Annotated in this window: 9 protein-coding genes and 1 pseudogene; 8 read left to right on the top strand and 2 right to left on the bottom strand. The window is 35.6% G+C overall.

Annotated elements, in window-relative coordinates; all coding sequences use genetic code 11:
• The first annotated feature begins 27 nt into the window (after positions 1 to 27).
• The 3 genes from C7972_RS00110 (at position 28) to C7972_RS00100 (ending at position 3,496) form a co-directional block, all read left to right on the top strand.
• On the top strand, positions 28 to 603 hold the full coding sequence (locus C7972_RS00110) for a gluconate 2-dehydrogenase subunit 3 family protein (protein ID WP_110354190.1): 576 nt from the start codon (positions 28 to 30) through the stop codon (positions 601 to 603).
• 5 nt (positions 604 to 608) lie between these two features.
• Entirely contained in the window at positions 609 to 2,300 is a 1,692-nt protein-coding gene (locus C7972_RS00105; protein ID WP_110354189.1) for a GMC oxidoreductase, read from the top strand.
• 86 nt (positions 2,301 to 2,386) lie between these two features.
• Entirely contained in the window at positions 2,387 to 3,496 is a 1,110-nt protein-coding gene (locus C7972_RS00100; RefSeq protein ID WP_110354188.1) for an acyltransferase family protein, read from the top strand.
• Between the two features lie 482 nt (positions 3,497 to 3,978).
• Here the strand turns inward: C7972_RS00100 and C7972_RS00095 are convergent, their stop codons facing one another.
• Positions 3,979 to 4,221: a hypothetical protein gene (locus tag C7972_RS00095; protein WP_110354187.1), complete on the bottom strand. Its 243-nt coding sequence runs from the start codon at positions 4,219 to 4,221 to the stop codon at positions 3,979 to 3,981.
• 162 nt (positions 4,222 to 4,383) lie between these two features.
• On the opposite strand from C7972_RS00095, the gene C7972_RS00090 reads away from it, so the two are divergent.
• The gene (locus tag C7972_RS00090) at positions 4,384 to 6,165 is read left to right on the top strand and encodes a right-handed parallel beta-helix repeat-containing protein (RefSeq protein WP_110354186.1); all 1,782 of its coding nucleotides are present in this window, start codon (positions 4,384 to 4,386) and stop codon (positions 6,163 to 6,165) included.
• Between the two features lie 267 nt (positions 6,166 to 6,432).
• Here the strand turns inward: C7972_RS00090 and C7972_RS00085 are convergent, their stop codons facing one another.
• Positions 6,433 to 10,557, bottom strand: coding sequence for a two-component regulator propeller domain-containing protein (locus tag C7972_RS00085; protein ID WP_110354185.1), 4,125 nt, complete (start codon positions 10,555 to 10,557; stop codon positions 6,433 to 6,435).
• A gap of 620 nt (positions 10,558 to 11,177) precedes the next feature.
• On the opposite strand from C7972_RS00085, the gene C7972_RS00080 reads away from it, so the two are divergent.
• From C7972_RS00080 to C7972_RS00070, 4 genes and pseudogenes are all read left to right on the top strand, one after another.
• The gene (locus tag C7972_RS00080) at positions 11,178 to 14,294 is read left to right on the top strand and encodes a TonB-dependent receptor (RefSeq protein WP_110354184.1); all 3,117 of its coding nucleotides are present in this window, start codon (positions 11,178 to 11,180) and stop codon (positions 14,292 to 14,294) included.
• 5 nt (positions 14,295 to 14,299) lie between these two features.
• The gene (locus C7972_RS00075; protein WP_110354183.1) at positions 14,300 to 16,012 is read left to right on the top strand and encodes a RagB/SusD family nutrient uptake outer membrane protein; all 1,713 of its coding nucleotides are present in this window, start codon (positions 14,300 to 14,302) and stop codon (positions 16,010 to 16,012) included.
• Positions 16,013 to 16,122: 110 nt separating this feature from the next.
• Positions 16,123 to 16,542 (top strand): annotated as a pseudogene (locus tag C7972_RS24370) (FG-GAP repeat domain-containing protein); the annotation flags it as partial.
• Positions 16,543 to 16,824: 282 nt separating this feature from the next.
• Complete coding sequence (locus C7972_RS00070; RefSeq protein WP_258364739.1) at positions 16,825 to 19,530, top strand: VCBS repeat-containing protein; 2,706 nt, start codon at positions 16,825 to 16,827, stop codon at positions 19,528 to 19,530.
• The last annotated feature ends 33 nt before the right edge of the window (positions 19,531 to 19,563 follow it).

Genomic DNA, 19,563 nt, shown 5'->3' with positions numbered 1-19,563 from the left:
CAAAGATGTAACTAATAGAAAACAGACATGGAAAGAAGAGAAGCATTGGTTAATATATCATGGTTGTTAAAATCGGCTTTTTTAGCACCAACACTTTTGACAGCCTTGCAAAGCTGTCAGGAGGAAGTTTCGGAAACCAACAAGTTATTGGTGTTGAATGATTATCAAAATGATTTGATAAAAACAATTTCAGATACAATAATACCTAGAACAACAACTCCAAGTGCATCGGATGTAAAGGTTAATTATTTTATAGATCTATTGCTCAAGGATGTATTTGAAAAAGACGTTCAACAAAAGTTTTTAAAAGGATTGATACAATTTGATGAAACATGTAAATCAAATACAGGGAAAAGTTTTTTAAATCTTACCGAAAAGGAACAGCATGATTATTTAAAACAAGTTGATGAAGATATTATGAGCAAGGAATATGGAGATTTGGTGCCTTTTTATTATTCATTTAAGGTGTTGACCATAAAGACTTACTTTTCTACGAAAGAGGGGGCGTTGAACAATCTTAATTATAATCCGGTACCAGGTCCCTATCAAGGGGAAATAGAACTTAAAAAGGAGGATAAAATAACTATAGGAAACAGGATGTAACAGCTATGAAAGAGAAAAATACATATGATGCTTTGGTTGTTGGCTCAGGAATGACTGGAGGATGGGCCGCCAAAGAGTTTACAGAGAAAGGATTTGAAACTCTTGTTCTTGAAAGGGGACGGGATGTGAAACATATTGAAGATTATTCAACAACCAATAAGGCTCCTTGGGAATACAAGTATCATGGCCATGATTCGCTTAAGGATAAAGAGCAGTATCCCATACAAAGTAAAAAGTACAATTTTGATTCATCGAGCAAACATTTTTTTGTCAATGACAAAGAACACCCTTACTTGAATCCGCCGGATAAGCCCTTTAGGTGGTTTAGAGGTTATCAGACAGGTGGGAGAAGTTTAATTTGGGGTAGGGGCACATTTCGAATGAGTGATCTTGAATTTGGAGCAAACCTTAAGGATGGGCATGGAGTAGACTGGCCGATCCGATATAAAGATATAAAGCCATGGTATGATTATGTTCAAAGATTTATAGGGATCTGCGGTACTAAAGAAAATATACCCCATTACCCAGATGGGGATTTTCTTCCTGCCTTTGAAATGAATACCGCTGAAAAGGTAATTAAAGAACGCCTAGAATCGCATTATCCGGATAGAAGGTTGACACCAACTAGAATGGCACATTTAACCAAAATAAAGCCAGGGCAATTTAAAGGTAGGTCCCAATGCCAATCAAGGGATATGTGCCATACAGGTTGCCCCTTTGGAGCTTATTTTAGTAGTAATAGTTCTACCCTGCCTGCTGCTTATGAAACAGGTAAACTCACCTTTAAATCAAATGCCATAGTAGCGTCTGTTATATATGATGCCGAAAAAAATAAGGCCATCGGATTAAAGGTGATAGATGCAAATACAGGAGAAACCAATGAGTACTATGCCAGAGTCATTTTTCTCTGTGCCTCAACTTTAGCTTCAACAGGAATTCTACTTAACTCCAAATCGGCTCGTTTTCCAAACGGGCTTGCCAACTCCAGCGGAGTACTTGGACATTATTTAATGGGACACCATAAAAATATTGGGGGAGAAGGAATTCTGGAAGGGTATGAAGATAAAATATATAAAGGACATCGACCATCCAATTTAGCGATTCCCACCTTTCGAAATGTAGTGAAGCAGGAAATGGATTTCCTAAGAAGTTACGGCGTTTCTGCCATGGCAGCTAGACAGGGAGTGAACCCTGCACAAATAGGTATTGGGGATGAATTCAAAGAAAAATTAACAAAGCCAGGTCCTTGGGAAGTGAAGCTTAGTGCGTATGGAGAGTGCTTGCCCTATTTTGAAAATAAGGTAGAATTGGATGCTACTAAAAAAGATAAATGGGGAATTCCTTTATTGAATATTTCAGCTGAATTTAAGGAAAATGAAATGAAAATGAGAAAAGACATGAAATCCCAAATTGCTGAAATGTTGGAGGTTATGGGAGCGAAGAATATAAAGGTGCATGAAGGTTCGCATATTGTTGGCGATGCAACACATGAGATGGGAACGGCGAGAATGGGGAATGATCCAAAAACATCTGTGCTCAATAAGTACAATCAATGTCATGATGTTCCCAACCTTTTTGTAACCGATGGTTCGTGTATGCCTTCTTCAGGGTATATGAGTCCTTCGTTTACGTATATGGCACTCACGGCAAGAGCATGTGATTATGCATTTAAACAAATGAAAAAAGGAATGTTTTAAGTCTTTTTCATTGGGTTGATTTACAATAAACAATATACCCATAGTGTGGTAATAGTCAAACCAAACACAGTGTCAGAACAATAAATATGAGGCTAACATCATTAGATTTTTTTAGAGGAGTAACAGTTGCTGCAATGATCATGGTAAATGATCCGGGGAGTTGGCAAATAAAGTATTACCAATTATCGCATGCTAAATGGGAAGGGTGTACCATTACCGATTTAATATTTCCTTTCTTTTTGTTTATTGTTGGAGTATCTATTACACTTGCCTTTGGAAAGGCTTTAACCAAGGGGGCAACCAAAAAACTCCTACTAAAGAAAACTATAAAAAGAGCATGTATTATATTTTCCCTTGGATTGTTTCTTAACTTATTGCCTAATTTTAATTTTAACGAAATTAGAATTCCTGGTGTGCTTCAACGAATAGCATTGGTATACCTATTTTGTTCGATTCTATTTTTATATGCTAGTAAAAAAAGCCAAATAATTTGGTTTGGAGGAATTCTTATAGGGTATTATATTGTAATGATGTATGTTCCTGTTCCCGGTATTGGACCGTCAAACTTGGATCCCATCAATAATTTTTCGGCTTGGTTTGATAGACTAATATTGGAAGGATATATAGGTAGCCATGGACAGGGGCAATATGATTCTACAGGCATTTTCACTACGATTCCTGCAATAGCTTCTGGATTATTTGGTGTTCTCAATGGCCATTTGCTTGTAAGGAAAGATATTGCAACTGAAGTAAAGCTAATTTGGATGTTTATAATTGGATGTACATTTCTAATGCTAGGCTGGGCATTTAGCTATGAATTTCCAATGATTAAAAGATTGTGGACATCATCCTATGTATTATTTACATCCGGCATAGCTGTTATTTGTTTCGCCACATCCTTTTGGTTTTTGGATGTTCAAAAATTTCAAAAAGGGATTAAGCCTTTTATCGCTTTTGGCACCAATGCTTTGACTGCTTATTTTGTAGCAGGAATTTTTGGTCAGTTAGTAACCAGAAATCAATTTATTACATTTAATGGGAGTAAAATCAGCCCTAAGGAATGGATGTTTAATGAGGTTCTTACTTCAGTGTTCAACCCTTATAATGCATCTTTTGCATATTCCATAATAAATACACTATTGATTTTTATTCTTATTTGGTATATGTACAAGAAGAATATAATAATTAAGGTTTAATTGAACCGAAGAATTAAATTATAAAAAAACCATATGTCCAAGTGTTTATTAAATCGTATTTAAATATTAGTTATAGTTAGTTTGCCAGATTGTAGTTCTAGCCTTTGAGTAGTTACGTCGCAAGACATAGTTATGCCAATTGCTTAAAGCAAAAAGGAGTTGCTACCGATGTTATCACTGAATCTATAAGACATCAAAATTTGGCAGTTACACAGGCTTATTTAAAAGAATGGGATAGTTCAGTCTTAGACGAGGCCTCAGCATTATTACTGTAAATTACCATTTATAATAAGCACTGAAGGAAATAGTCGATCTCTATGGTAATAACAAATCCTTGTCCAGTTGTGTTGCCGGACATAACTTTACCAATTGTTCAAAACTAAAAGGAGTTGGGAAGCACTGTACATGACGATGCTGCCACTTTACTGCTTTGACCAATTTCTATCATTTAGTGGATTCAACCTATTTTAGATTTTTTTTGCCTAGGCAAGGTAATTCTCAGTATTTGGATTCATTTGGTTTTTTATAATAGTCTGCTTTTCCATTTCATTAATATAACGCTCCGTCACTACTGCCCTATTCCAATTTTCTGCACCTGTAAACAATTGATCCGCTTTGGCTTCTTCCAATTCTTTTTCCTTTTTAAATGCTTTAAGCTTCTGTTCTTCCAACATTCCTTTATTTTCTTCAATAGCCCAAAGTGAAACTATGTAAAGCTCAATCAAAAGGGAACTTCCTAAAAATTAGGAAAAATAAAAAAAAGTAACTTTGTATATAACAAAAACTTGTCATAAGAAGGAAGGGATTTTGAAATAACTAAAGAATTCCTGAAACTTGTCCTCTATGAGAAACAAATACTACTTTTTAACCATTAAAAATCCAAAGAAATGAATATTAAAAATCAGGCACTTATAATAGTCTTTTTGCTACTTGTTATGTCCGTCGGCTTCGGATTTGTTGAGAATAGAGAGATTATCGAAAAAACCCGCTTTAATGTTTCCGATTACGGTGCTTTCCCCAACGACGGAAAAGATGACACGGAATCATTGAGAACAGCTGTTGCCTTAGCCAGAGCTAAAACTGGATCAATTTTGTTTTTCCCACCCGGGCGCTATCTAATCTCCGACTCCCTGGCTATCAAAATCCAAAACGATGCCCTATCTGGTAAACTCGGAAAAAACCCTCAAAATCAATTGTTTGTACCCAATAAGGAATATGTTATTGGACTTGATCTCTTGGGTGCTAATAACCTTGAAATACAAGCTAAAGATGTTCATCTTATATGTGACGGTTGGATGGAACCTTTATCCTTTAGAAATGCGCAAAATATTATCCTCAATGGTATAACCATAGACTATAAACGTCGCCCCAACAATGAAGGGGAAATTATAAAACTTGGAGACGATTTTGTTGATGTAAAGTTCCAACAGGATGAAATCCTTGCAAAGAATCAAATTGTTTTACGTATCATGATTTATGATAAAATAAAAAAATCTTTTTCAGGGGCGGGTGTTTATCAAAAACGAATGGAATGGATCGACAAACATACTATAAGATTTTATGGTGATGGAATTCGAAATCAGGCGAAAATTGGAGATATACTTATCACATATTCTGGTTTCCATTACCGGCCCGCTATACTAATCTACAAAACAAAAAACATTGTGCTGAACGATGTAACTATCAACTCACAGGCCGGTATGGGAATTGTTGGCCATCTAAACCAAAACATAACTATGAACCGCTTGAAGGTGGTGCCAGCCAAAGGTCGTCATGTCTCGACAAATACAGATGCCACCCATTTTTCCACAAACCGAGGATTGATTCGTTTCGATGACTGTGAGTTTGGGGGACAAGGTGATGATGCCACCAATGTACATACCTATTACACCCATATACTCAACAATGATCCAAGTAAAAAACAATGTGACATTGCGGTGGATCGCAAGAACTACACCCATAGCAGTTATTTGGATGAACCTATGGATAATGATGTTATGGCGATAGTCAAAAAAAGCACTCTTGAAGAGGTCGGTTATGTTAAGGTAAGGCGCTTTTGGCCCCACCCATTACAGGACAAGGTTACCATTCAATATGACGGGAAATTGCCAAAAAAAACAGATGATTACTACCTTATCAATATATCAACCACTCCGAAATTGGAGTTTGTCAATTGTATTGTGAGGTCTCACCGGGCTCGTTCGGTACTGGTTAAAACTCGAAAGGTACTGATTAAGGATAATCATTTTGAAAACACAACGGGCACAGCAATACACGTTGGGACCGAAGGAGATTGGGGAGAAGGACCGGCGTCGGAAGATGTGGTAATCGAAAATAATGAATTTATCAATTGTGGCCTGGGAGGCCCAGAGGATGGTACCATGGATGGCGCATCGGCCATAGCTCTTCACGTAAAAGCTCCCACCACCAATACATCAGGGTTACACAAACGTATTCTTATGCAAGGGAACACCATTAGCGGTGGCAAGCACGCTATAGCCGTTAAAGGGTCTGCAGAGGTTACTATAAGAAATAATGAATTTACAAATATCTCTCAAAATCCGATTATGATTGGAGCGTCGGTAAGGGTAAAGGCTTATAAAAATATTGGTGGTGATCCAATTGGGAAAGATGAAAAAGACCCCATTTTACCAAATCTGATATACTGATAAAATTATTCTTAAAATTCTGATATTCCACAACCTATATTTCATTCCTATTTTGTGCAGTTGGTCTTAAATATGAGAATTTGGCATGCATTATTTTATTATAATCGGACAAAATTTCTGAACTATCGACCAGCATGACCGGTTAACTATCCTTTAATCTTATCCTTAGGATAGTGCCCCATTAGTTAAGTGTTACTATTAATTCCATTATAATCTCTTTTAGAGAACTTGAGAGATAAACCTCTTAAATCCTACAGAAAATGTTTTTTAGCTTTCCATTTTTTTTTGAAAGCTTGATGGTAATTCCCCGTATTGTTCTTTGAAATGTTTTCTAAAATATTTTACGCTACTATAACCAACTTCATATGTAGCTTGGGCGATAGTAAAGCCCTCATTTTTAATGAGGGAAGCGGCTTTATTAATTCTTACCATCCTTATATATTCATTAATATTATGACCAGTTATTGCCTTCAATTTTCTAAAAAGTGAACTTCTACTCATTCCTATATCCTGGGCAATGGTGTCAACACTGACATCTTCATTGCTCAAATTTTCTAATATTATTTTTTCCAAGCTCTTTAAAAATTTTTTCTCCCTATTAAATAAAGTTGCTTGCTTATCGGTGAGATCATCTATCGAATTATCGAGATTTTGAAAATAGGTTCTTAAATTTTTGCGATTTTCTAAAAGGTTCTTTACTCTGGATTTTAAGATTTGACCGTTAAAAGGTTTTATTATGTAATCATCTGCCCCTTCTTCGAAGCCTAACATAATACTTTCGTGGTTATCTTTGGCCGACAGCAAAATAATGGGGATATGCGTAGTTGATATGTTTTTTTTCAATATTCCGCATAAATCTATTCCACTTTTTTTTGGCATCATTATATCAGAAATAATAAGGTCTGGTACGTAATGTAGGGATTTATCGATTCCTTTTTTACCGTTTTCTGCAAAAATAATATCATAGTCTTCAGATAGGAGTCCTTGTAAATATTGGAGAATATCAGGATTATCATCAATCAATAGTAATACTTCTCGATTTTTATCAAGCTCAATTTGGGCATGCTTTTCTTCAAGTGATGATTCAAGAATTGTTGGCCCCCAAATATTTGAAGCTGAAACATCCTCCTTTTCAACAAAATCGAAGGACTGCTTTACTACTTTATTTGCGAACAATGATTTGTTTCTTGGCACGGAAACCGTAAAAATAGTACCTTCATTCATTTGGGTAGATACAAGTATTTCTCCCTTATGTAATTCTATTAAATTTTTTGAAAATGCCAAACCAATACCGGAACCTTTTTTCTTTGTTGTTTTTCCCGATTGATAATACCATTCAAAAATATGAGGTAGATCTTTAGGATGAACACCTGATCCAGAGTCCTTTACTTTAATATTAAAGTGAGAATTATCATAATCTGTAATAACTTCAATTGTGCCATTATTTGGGGTATGTTTAAATGCATTCGAAAGCAAATTATTGACCACTATCTGCAATTTTTCCAAATCGAACCAGGCCATGAAAGTATCATCCGATGAAGAATAAATAAGTTTTATGTGTCTCTTTTTTGACAGTGGGATATAATTTTCTACTAAATGTTTCAGGCAAGAATTTAAATTATATCGACCGACCACTATATCACTCGCATCAACTTCCGATTTTCTAAATTCAAGTAGTTTATTAATAGTTTGAAATAAGTACTTCGCGTTTTTTTGAATTAACTTAATACTCATCAACTGCTTTTTGTCATTAATTTGGGAAATTAAATCTTCAACTGGCGCCAATATCAATGTTAGAGGAGTCTTGAGCTCATGTGAAAAATTGGTAAAAAAACGAATCCGCTCTTCGTTTAAATCATGTTCTAACTGTCTTTGTTTTTTTTCATAAAGTAAAGAGTTTTTCAGTTTAATCCTCACGGAGTAATATTTCATAACACCAAGAGTCAATCCTAGAAGAACAATAAAATAAAGAAGGTATGCCGGCCAGGTTTTCCATAAAGGAGGTGTTAGGGTTATCCTCAGATCTTTTGAATAAATTGTTTCGGGCCCTACCTCTGCTTTCATTTTTAATACGTAATTCCCTGGAGGGATATTGCTAAGGGTTGCAGTACCAATATTTTTATTGTCTATCCAATGTGTATGATGCCCGTCTAAAAAATAAGAATAAGAAACGTTTTTGGCCACAGGAAATTTTAACAAAGTAAAATCAACGGAAAATAATGTTTGATTGTGGTTCAAAACAATTTCATGTTGATAGGCGATTGATTTATTTAGTATTCCACTATTGTTATCCTTGGGTGTAATAGGTACGGGTTTGTTCAGTACATTTAAACTTTCCAGAATAATGGAATGTTTTTCAACTATCCGATTTAGCTGTGCCGGATTTATAATATTTAGACCTTTATTTCCACCGAAATATAATAAACCAGAGGAGCTACTTATTGCCGCACCAATATTAAACTCGCCCTGCTGAAGATTATTTTGATTTTTAAGGTTGTGTATTGTTTTGGTTGCTATGTCATAATAATCTACACTATTAAAGGTGCTAAGCCATACTTTATTATTTGAATCCATCACCATACTACAAATGGTGTTATTGCTCAAACCTTCCCTTTCAGTTAAGCCAGTTGTTTTTCTTGATTCAGGATCTAAGAACAGAAGTCCACTATAACGTGTTCCTACCATAATTGTACCATCAGATAGCGGTTGAATGCAGAAAATCACATCCGTTGGCAAATAATCTGTATTTTCCGATTTATATGAAGTAGAATTATTAGCCCTGACGTCGTAACTTATTATCCCGTCTCCAAAAGTTGCTAGCCACAAATGATTTTTTTTGCCTTGTTTAATATCTCGAACATCAATTTTCCCAAGTGTTTCTATATATTGAAAATCATCTTCTTTTTCTATATATTTATATAGCCCACCTCTATTGGTACCTACCCAAATAATTCCGTTTGAGTCCTCAAAAATTTTACGAACATCACTACCTTCTTCTATAGTTCCTTGTAAATATTTCTTAAAAATATGTTTCTGATTATCCAATCTATTGAGACCACCGTGGTAGGTTCCTACCCAAAGACGTTGGCTTGTATCCTCCAACAATGAAATAACATAGTTATTGCTCAGACTAGCCGGGTTATCCGCTTTGTGCCTATAATGTTTGAATTGTGAAGTGTTTGGATTAAATAAGTCCAGCCCTCCTCCATCTGTACCTACCCAAATTTTACCATCCTTACTTTCTGCTAAGGATCCAATTCGCATATGGCCAAGAGTTTCTGTACTGGATTCATCTCTCTTTAACAAAATAACAGGTTCACCTTTAGGATTTACATAATTTAATCCTGTACTGGTACCTATCCACATATTACCATTCTTATCCTTTTTTATAGATGATACAGTTCTATTAAAAACGCTAGTACCATCTAATTTGGGTAAATACCACTTTACATAAAAGTCAGGGTCATTATTTAGAAATTGAGATTTGTTTATAATATTTAAACCGCCATTTCGGGTACCAATCCAAATTTGACCGTTATCATCTTCTTCAAAGGCAAGTACATTATTATCTGTAAGTCCATTACCCACATTAGCTGATGATTTTAAAGATAAGGTATCCCCTGTAGTGGTAATAACATACATACCATCCTTTGAGCCGATCCAGACATTCCCTTCTTGATCGGTGTAAAGAGAGTTTACTGAGGAAGAAGATATAGATTGGTTTTTTTCGTATGAAATTCTTGTAATAACCCTAGTCTTAAAATCTAGCTTGTTTAAACCACGATCAAAGGTTCCTACCCATAAAACTGAATCGCCTTGCATTGTAAGACTTGAAACATGATTGGATGAAAGTGAATTTTTATCATTGGGAATGGACTTATATGATTCAAGTTTTTGCTCTTTGTTGATTATATGCACTCCTTCAGGTGCCCTTACCATACCACAAATTAATTCTTGATTAGGTCCATAAGTAAAACAGTTTATGGGTTTATCAATTAATTTTTCATAATCCAAAAGTGAATTAAAACTTTCATAATCTGCGAGATAGGTGCTTAGTCCACTATCTGTAGCAAGCAATAAATCTCCATTAAGATTCAATTCAATTTGTTTGATGTGATTGTTTTGTAGACCAGTACCTGTTGATTTATAATTCTTTTTGTAATGCTGGAATTTTGATCCATCATATCTATTTAACCCATCTATAGTGCCCACCCAAATAAAACCAAGCGTGTCTTGTTCTATATCGTTTATATAATTATTGGAGAGACCTTCTTCTACATCCAACAAATAAAAATTCAATTGGCTTTCAACAGTGTTATTGTTGTGCTTATTTTGGGAATACAGGAATTGAGTAAAAAAAACTACCGAAAAGAGCAAAAATAATTTTCCCATAAATATCTTCTTCCTTGCTTTTATAAATAAATGGAGACAACAATATGAAATTCCCAATAACAATTTTAATATAATGTAATTAACCAATAGAGTCAATTGAATTATTATTTCTGATAATCAATAAGTATTTTACTCGCCAAAACATATTCTTTGGATATTTAAATAATCGATCATAAAACGAAAACTTTATTGAGATGGTGTAACTTACATTTTGGAATGTGTATGGCTAACCCTAAATTTTTGTTCACTAACAAACGGGAAATTATACTGCTCAATTCAAGTTTGATAATTAATCGCCCATCCAACGCAAAATCATTAAATCTTTCTACATTTTAATAAAAACACGACCTACCCATATGACAGCCTTAAAAAAGTGTTAAAAATAACTTGGTTTAGCAAGATTACCAAATTCACAATTACCCATACCTCAATTTATCAATATTAACGATTTGTGCCCCTATTTTTGCCAATTTGACCCCTATATGTGCAGTATTCATTAAATAATATTGTATTGCACATTTTGGTTCACAATAAATTCTTAATTAAAAAGATAGGATTTAGAACTGAAAAAACAAAAGTTTAGGTGTCAATAAATTTAACCAACCCAAAAAATTAAAAGTATGAAGAAACGTTTAAGGAACGCATTTTCGTCGTTTTGGTCAACTAAAAAAGTGATTTTATCCAATGCACTTTTTATTTTTACAATAATCAGTGCCTACGGCCAAAATAAAACGGTTACAGGTTTAGTAATAGATGACATTGGACAACCCATACCTGGGGTCAGTATTATCATCAAAGGCACTGCCACTGGTGTTGCCACAGATTTTGACGGAAATTATAATATATCAGCCTCTCCAGATGATGTACTTGTGTTTTCATCTATTGGTTTTGAATCGACAGAGATTCAAGTTGGTGGTAAGTCGACAATTAATATTACCATGTCTGAAGATGTTTCAAGTTTGGATGAGGTTGTACTTGTAGGCTATGGTCAAAAATCAAGAGCTACCCTAACCGGTTCGGTTTCCACAACAACGGGCGAAGAATTGGTCAGAAGCCCACAGCCAAACGTATCCAATTCATTTGCGGGTAGACTTTCGGGTGTAATAGCCCTTAACCGTTCTGGGGAACCAGGTGCAGATGGATCTACCATTAGAATTAGGGGTATAAGTACAACAGGTGATAATAACCCGTTGGTAGTAATTGACGGGATAGCCAATCGTCTTGGTGGATTGGAAAGATTAAACCCTAATGACATTGAAAATGTAACCGTTTTAAAAGATGCTTCTGCAGCAATTTATGGTTCACAAGCCGCAAACGGGGTTATTTTAATTACTACAAAAAGAGGAGCTAAAGGAGCACCACAGGTGAGTTTGTCCTATAACCAAGGATTTGTTACACCAACCAAATTACCAAGTTTAGCCGACTCGCCTACGTATTCCCGAATTCTTAACGAGATAAACTATTACAACAATCCAACAGGCGGAATGAATCAAATTTATTCAGAAGCTGATATCCAAGCGTTTGAAAATGGTACAAATCCAGATCTATTTCCGAATACAGATTGGATCGCAGAAACCATTCAGGACTTTTCCCTACAGGACAGCGAAAATGTATCCGTAAGGGGAGGTGGCGAAAGCATGTCGTATTTTGCGTCATTGGGAAGAACCTACCAAGAAGGGATTTATAAAAATGGAATCAACAAATATGATCAAATTAATCTACGTACCAATTTAGATATGCAGGTTTCAAAAAATTTGGATTTAGGAGTTGATATCAATGTTCGAAAAGAGAATCGCCATTACCCTACAAGAAGTGCTGGGGACATATTTAGGGCAATATACAGAACTTACCCTACAATCCCCGCCCAATACTCCAATGGCCTTCCAACCGCAGGTGTGGAAAATGCCCAAAACCCGATCATTCTACCAACTGCTATACCTGGGACTGATAATCAAGAAACAACAGTTGTGAATACTACCTTAAACTTTGAGTACAGTCTTCCCTTTTTGGACGGTTTGTCACTAAAAGGGTTTTATTCCGAAGATAAAAGCCTGCATAGCATAAAAAGATTTGTAGTGCCTTATACCGTATATCAAATAGACGGAAATACAAACCCACCCGTTTTCAACGAAGTAATTGGTGGACCAAATAGTGGCACCCCTGAACTGACTCAGAGACAAGAAAATACTTCCTTGAAAACTGCCAACTTAAGGCTTAATTATGAACAAAAATTTGGCTTCCATAATGTGAGTGCCTTTGTGGCCTTTGAAAGACAGGAAAGAAATTTTGGCAGGTTCGAGGCATTCAGAAGTGGATTTTTATCCGCAGAAATACCAGAATTTGACTTAGGCGGAGGTGACCCAACACAAAGCAGTAATAACGGCTATAGTCAAAAATTTACCAGAGAAAATTACTTTGGTAGAATTTCCTATGATTTTGCTCAAAAATACCTTTTAGAACTTCAGGCGCGTTACGATGGCTCATCACGTTTTGCAAAGGATAGTAGATTTGGATTTTTCCCTAGTGTATCAGGTGGTTGGAGACTATCGGAAGAAGAGTGGTTCAAAAGCGAATCCATAAACAATTTTAAGATCAAGGCAACCTACGGTCTTTTAGGAAATGACAGAATCGATGCCTTTCAATATTTAAATACATTTGGATTAAGACCAACTGATTTTGTGGATCAAAATCAAAATCCACTTCCTATCTTCATTATCGCTCAATTGGCTAACCCCGCCATTACCTGGGAAAAGGCAAAGAAATTGGATGTTGGCTTAGATATCGGTTTGTTTGATGATTTCGATATAGAATTGAATTATTTTGATGAGACCCGAGAAGGTCTACTTACCGCAAGGTCAGGATCACTTCCATTGGTATCGGGAATCGTGAACGAAAGAGATGTGTCCGCCATCATACCACAAGAAAATATAGGGGAAGTAAAGAACAGTGGTTTTGAGGCTATAATGAATTATAAAAGGAATATAAATGATTTTAGTTTGTTCGCGAATGCCAATATTACCTTTAACAAAAATGAAGTAATATTCTTAGATGACGCAGCCGGTTTACCAGATTATCAATTATCAAAAGGAAAACCTCTTAATGCCCCAGTATTATACGAAGCGTTGGGAATTTTTAAAACCCAAGCAGATTTGGACAATAATGTTACACTCCCCGGCCAACAGTTGGGTGACCTTATTTACCGTGATGTAGATGGTGATGGGGAAATAACCAATTTGGACAGGGTTAGGAGTGACTTAACCAATGTTCCTCAAATCATCTATGGTTTTTCATTAGGTGGGGAATATAGAAATTTTGATTTTAACATGCTTTTTCAAGGACAGGCAAAATCAGAACAATACATTGTAGCCGAATCTGGCGAAATAGGCAACTACTTTAGTAGCTGGGCGGATAATAGATGGAGTCCGAACAATAAAAATGGTACATTTCCTAGAGTGGATACAAGAACCTCCTCAAGTATAAATGAGGGCTTGTTCACCAATGATTTTTGGTTGGTAAATACCTCATTCCTTCGAATAAAGAATGTAGAATTTGGTTTCAATATTCCTGAGAGTACCTTGTCTTCCATTGGTCTAAAATCAGCTAGACTATATATCAGCGGTTTTAACTTGGCAACATTCACAAAGGCTAAAGATGTTGATCCCGAGGGGGATGCATCAAATGGTAGATTTTATCCTCAGCAAAAGATTTATAATATAGGAGTAAATGTTAATTTTTAATTATTATGAAAAATAAAATTTTATCAATTTTAGTGTTATTAAGCATATCACTACTTTTTAGTTCCTGTGAAAAGGAATTTCTTGAAACAGATAGCTCCAATTTAACAGATCAAGCAGTTTTTGCCGATTCGGAATTAGCTGATGCATTTATAAGGGGACTCTATACAAGTATTCGCATTGCAGATAAAGAACCTGGTCATAATGGCGGTGATACTCCCGCAGGTTTTGGTAGAGGGTTTCATTGGGCGATGTGGAACTCAGTTTCTGATGAGTGTATTTATAGTAATGATGATGCCACATATTTGGTACAAAGAGGCCAATTATCGCCTAGTAATTATGGTTTCATGAGTACCGTTTGGGGAAGAAGTTATCGAAATATTCGTGAAGTAAATATAGCTTTACAACAAATTGATAGTGAATCTTCACCTTTTGATGAAGAAACCAAAAAGGGGTTATCGGCCGAACTACATTTTATTCGTGCATTTAGATATTTTGAACTTTTAAGGGGATTTGGTAAAACATCAATAGTAGGTGATGAAGTCTTTCAATTAGATAGTGACTTTTCCCCTTTATATGATAGAAAGGAAATACCTGAAGTAGTTGACTATATTTCGAATGAATTAGAATTAGCAATCGCCGATTTACCTGAAGAAAATGGTGCAAGAGCTACCAAAGGTGCTGCAATGGCTCTTAAATCAAGAGTGCTTCTATATGCTGCCAGCCCTCTTTACACCGGTGGGACAGATGATACCTCAAAGTGGCAAATGGCAGCCGATGCGGCCACGGATGTCATGAATTTGAGTAAATATAGTCTAGTGACCAACCTTGATAGCGATCCTGTAGAAAACTTCAGAAAATATTTTGTAACCCAGACAATGACAAGTGAGGATATATTTATGAGATTCTATGTGCCCAGTAGCAGTTCTGGAGGAAGAGCAATCCCCATTGAAAGAATGAACGGACCAAACGGTTCCGGTGGCTGGGGAGGTAATGGCCCAATGCAGAATTTTGTGGACGATTTTGAAATGTCTAACGGATTACCAATCGATGATGTTGCCTCAGGTTATGACGATCAAAATCCATATGCAGACCGCGATTCTAGATTTTATGCAACAGTAGTATACAATAGTATGACTTTTAGGGATAGGCCTTACGAGTCTTTTTTACCAGGTGGATTGGACAGTCCCGATGGTAATGAACCATGGAATACATCAAAAACGGGGTATCTGATGAGAAAATTTATGCGCGAAGATATCGATTTAAATTCATGGGATGATATGGGTACTACACCATGGAGATATTTTAGATATGCCGAAATACTACTAAATTTTGCTGAAGCACAAAATGAAGTTTCCGGACCTACATCAGATGTATATGATGCTATAAATACAATTAGGGAAAGAGCAGGTATGCCTTTATTGTCTGGTCTTACCAAAGAACAAATGAGAGAAAGAATTTGGAATGAACGAAGAGTAGAACTGGCATTTGAGGAACACAGGTATTTTGATGTTAGGAGATGGATGATTGCCGAGGATGTTGAAAATCGTCCTGCAAGGGGCGTTACTATTACCAAGGAGAATGATGGTTCATTTACTTACGATTATTCTAGAATAGCTCTTGACGGAAAGTCGTTCGATCAAAAACATTATTGGTTCCCAATTCCTTTGGAAGACATCACGGCTTCGGGTGGAGCTTTGGAACAAAACCCCGGATATTAATAAAGTTTTTTGAGTTTATCGTTTGAAAATAGTTGTGTTGATCCTTTATCAAGGAACAAGGGGTATAGTTAACCTCTTGTTCCTATTAAACGATTATTTAAAAAGCATTTATGAATTTATTAATATTAAATACTCAAAAACTGCGCTACGCCTATCTTTCTTTTTTCGTCCTAATGGGATGTAATAAACTGGTGAAAGAGATAAAAAATGCAGGAGATGATCCCAATTTATTTACCATAAGGACATCTGAAGATACTGGAATAGATTTCAAAAATAGCATTGTCGAAAACGCAAATCTAAATGGTATCTTATATGAATATCTATACAATGGTGGTGGGGTGGCTTTGGCCGATTTTAATGGCGATGGTCTATCAGATCTTTATTTTATATCGAATCTAAATTCGAACAAATTATATTTGAACAGTGGTGGTTTAAAGTTTAAAGACATTACAAAGACATCCAATACAAAAGGTAATAATGGATATTCCACAGGGGTAACTGTGGTGGACATTAATTCTGACGGAAAACTTGACATTTACATTTGCAAATCAGGAAAGTATAACAATCCGGACGATAGAAGGAATGAGTTATTGATCAATAAAGGCAACAACAAAGATGGCATACCAATTTTTGAAGAAAAAGGGAAAGACTATGGTCTAGATTTGCCTCACTATTCTACACAAGCCGCTTTTTTTGATTACGATAGGGACAATGACCTTGACATGTTTCTCATAAATCACGGAACACAACCCTACGAGGATGAAATGATCGACAGTTTACAAAAAACTTCCGCTCCCTTTCAAAGTTCAAGGTTGTTCAAAAATGAAAAAGGATTTTATAAAGATGTTTCAGCAATAAGTGGAATTATTGATAACGGGCTAAGTTTTGGTTTAGGTATTGCAATCGGCGATTTAAATAATGATGGTTGGCCAGACATTTTGGTCGGAAATGATTTTTCAGAAAAAGACTATCTCTATTTGAATAAACGAAATGGAAAATTTGAAGAAGTTATTAAAAAAGCTGCTAAACATATTTCCTATTTTTCAATGGGTAATGATATTGCGGATATCAACAATGACGGTTGGCTAGATTTTATAACATTGGATATGATGTCCGAGCATAACTATGATATCAAAACCTCCATGAGCGGTATGAACCCTGAAAAGTTCTACGACCTAACTAAAAAAGGGCTGCATCATCAGTACATGTACAATGCCTTACAATTGAACAATGGCATTTTAAACGAAAAGGAAGGTGTTCCTGTTTTTTCGGATATAGCTCAAATTTCGAATGTATCAAACACAGATTGGAGTTGGGGGCCTTTATTATTTGACATGGATAATGACGGATGGAAAGACTTGTTCATCTCCAACGGAATAAAAAAGGATTTTAGAAATAACGACTTCTTGAAATATAAACAAAAAAGGTTCGATGCTTTTTTTGCTGCAAATGGAGAACAAACCCCGCAAAACAAACAAAAAGCAAGAGCGTTGATCTCTGAATTGGTCGGTGAAATGCCTAATAGAAGTAAACCCAATTATTTTTTTAAAAATAAAAATGGCCAAGGTTACGAAAAAAAAAACAACCTCTGGGCAAAAGATATAGCCACAAATTCAAATGGAGCAGTTTATGGCGACTTAGACAATGATGGCGATTTGGATATTGTAGTAAACAACATGGATAATCTTGCATTTATTTACGAAAACACTGCACGAAATAATGAAACCGGTAATTTTTTTAAAGTCAAATTAAGAGGCCCTAAGGGTAATTTAAATGCTGTTGGTGCCAGGGTAAAAATTGTGTATGGCAAGAATAAACAAGTCCAAGAATTTTATCCAACAAGAGGGTTTCAGTCAGCTTCTTCTACAAATATTCACTTTGGCCTAAGCAGTTTAGAAGAGATTGATGAACTAACGGTCAGCTGGCCCGATGGCAAACAGAGTAGCTATAAAAACCTAAAGGTAAATCAACTTTTTGAGGCTGATTATTTATCCGCAAAAAATGACACCTCTCTTGCAGATAAAGAAAATCTATATTTTAAAGATATAACTATTGAGAAATCACTCTCTTTTCTACATCAAGAAAATGATTATGATGATTTTAAAAGAGAGAGTTTATTACCTCATAAATTATCACAAACAGGGCCCGCATTGGCTATTGGCGATATTGATGACAATGGTTTAGACGATATTTATATAGGAGGTGCAAAGGCCCAGGCCGGAAAAATTTTTCTCCAAAATGAAAAAGGAAATTTTATTGAACATACCCAGCCTGCATTTCATAGCGATAGTAATTTTGAAGATACGGGGGCACTATTTTTCGATGCTGATAATGATGGTGATCTGGATTTATACGTTGTAAGCGGCGGCAATGAAGAAGAACACAACTCAGAAGGATTAAATGACCGTTTATATGAAAATATAAATGGGGGTTTTAATAGAATATTGACTATACCATCATTAAAAACCAGCGGTTCTTGTGTAAAAGCGAGTGATTTTGATCAAGATGGGGATCTTGATTTATTTATTGGCGGAAGACAGAAGCCAGGTAACTACCCTGAACCGGTAAATAGTTTTATTCTGCAAAACCATAGTACCACAGGAAGTATAAAATTTGTGGATGTAACAAAGAAGGTTGCCCCTTCATTGCTAAACGTAGGCATGGTTACAGATGCAATTTGGTTTAATAGCAATGGGGATGAATATCCTGATTTGTTTATTGTAGGGGAATGGATGTCTCCAAGAATACTACAAAACGAACATGGTAATTTCATGGACGTAACCGAAAGAACGAAACTTGAAAATCAAACAGGATGGTGGTTTAGCGTTGCTTCATCAGATATTGATGGCGATGGTGATGAGGACATTATTGCTGGTAATTTGGGGATGAACTACAAATACAATGCCAGTGAAAAAGAACCATTTGAAATATATCAAAAGGATTTTGATTCTAACGGAACCAAAGATATAGTTTTAGGATATTATGATTTGGGTAATTTGTATCCGTTACGGGGACGTGAATGTTCTTCCAATCAAGTTCCTACAATCAAAGAAAAATTCGCCACATATCATCAATTTGCCGAGGCTACACTTATGGATGTTTATGGCCAACCCAATTTAAACAATGCATTGCATTATAGCGCAAATACATTTGCTACAAGCTATTTCGAAAATAAAGGGGATGGAACATTTCAAGTACACCCATTAAAATTTTCCTCCCAAATATCATCTGTTAATACAATAAATATTAATGATTTTGACAATGACGGGAATTTGGATATTGTCATTGCTGGCAATTGGTATGTTTCTGAAGTTGAAACACCTAGAAATGATGCATCTTACGGATTGTTCTTAAAAGGTGATGGTAAAGGTAATTTTGAAGAGGTTCCTGCATATCAAAGTGGCTTATATATTGACGGTGATGTAAGAAAAGCTCAACTAATTACAACTCCCAATAAAGGAAAGGCCTTAGTTATAGCCAAGAACAATGATTTATTACAACTAATTGATATTCAATAAATATTGGGCGGTTTCGGTCAAAACCAAGACACC

Source organism: Arenibacter sp. ARW7G5Y1, assembly GCF_003201775.1.
Classification (GTDB): Bacteria; Bacteroidota; Bacteroidia; order Flavobacteriales; family Flavobacteriaceae; genus Arenibacter.
The sequence above is the reverse complement of the archived record's forward strand: the minus strand, read 5'-3'. Positions and strand labels throughout refer to the sequence as shown.

Coding starts and splice junctions, on each gene's coding strand:
- C7972_RS00110 (WP_110354190.1), top strand. CDS start 28: ATGGAAAGAAGAGAAGCATTGGTTAATATATCATGGTTGTTAAAATCG.
- C7972_RS00105 (WP_110354189.1), top strand. CDS start 609: ATGAAAGAGAAAAATACATATGATGCTTTGGTTGTTGGCTCAGGAATG.
- C7972_RS00100 (WP_110354188.1), top strand. CDS start 2,387: ATGAGGCTAACATCATTAGATTTTTTTAGAGGAGTAACAGTTGCTGCA.
- C7972_RS00090 (WP_110354186.1), top strand. CDS start 4,384: ATGAATATTAAAAATCAGGCACTTATAATAGTCTTTTTGCTACTTGTT.
- C7972_RS00085 (WP_110354185.1), bottom strand. CDS start 10,557: ATGGGAAAATTATTTTTGCTCTTTTCGGTAGTTTTTTTTACTCAATTC.
- C7972_RS00080 (WP_110354184.1), top strand. CDS start 11,178: ATGAAGAAACGTTTAAGGAACGCATTTTCGTCGTTTTGGTCAACTAAA.
- C7972_RS00075 (WP_110354183.1), top strand. CDS start 14,300: ATGAAAAATAAAATTTTATCAATTTTAGTGTTATTAAGCATATCACTA.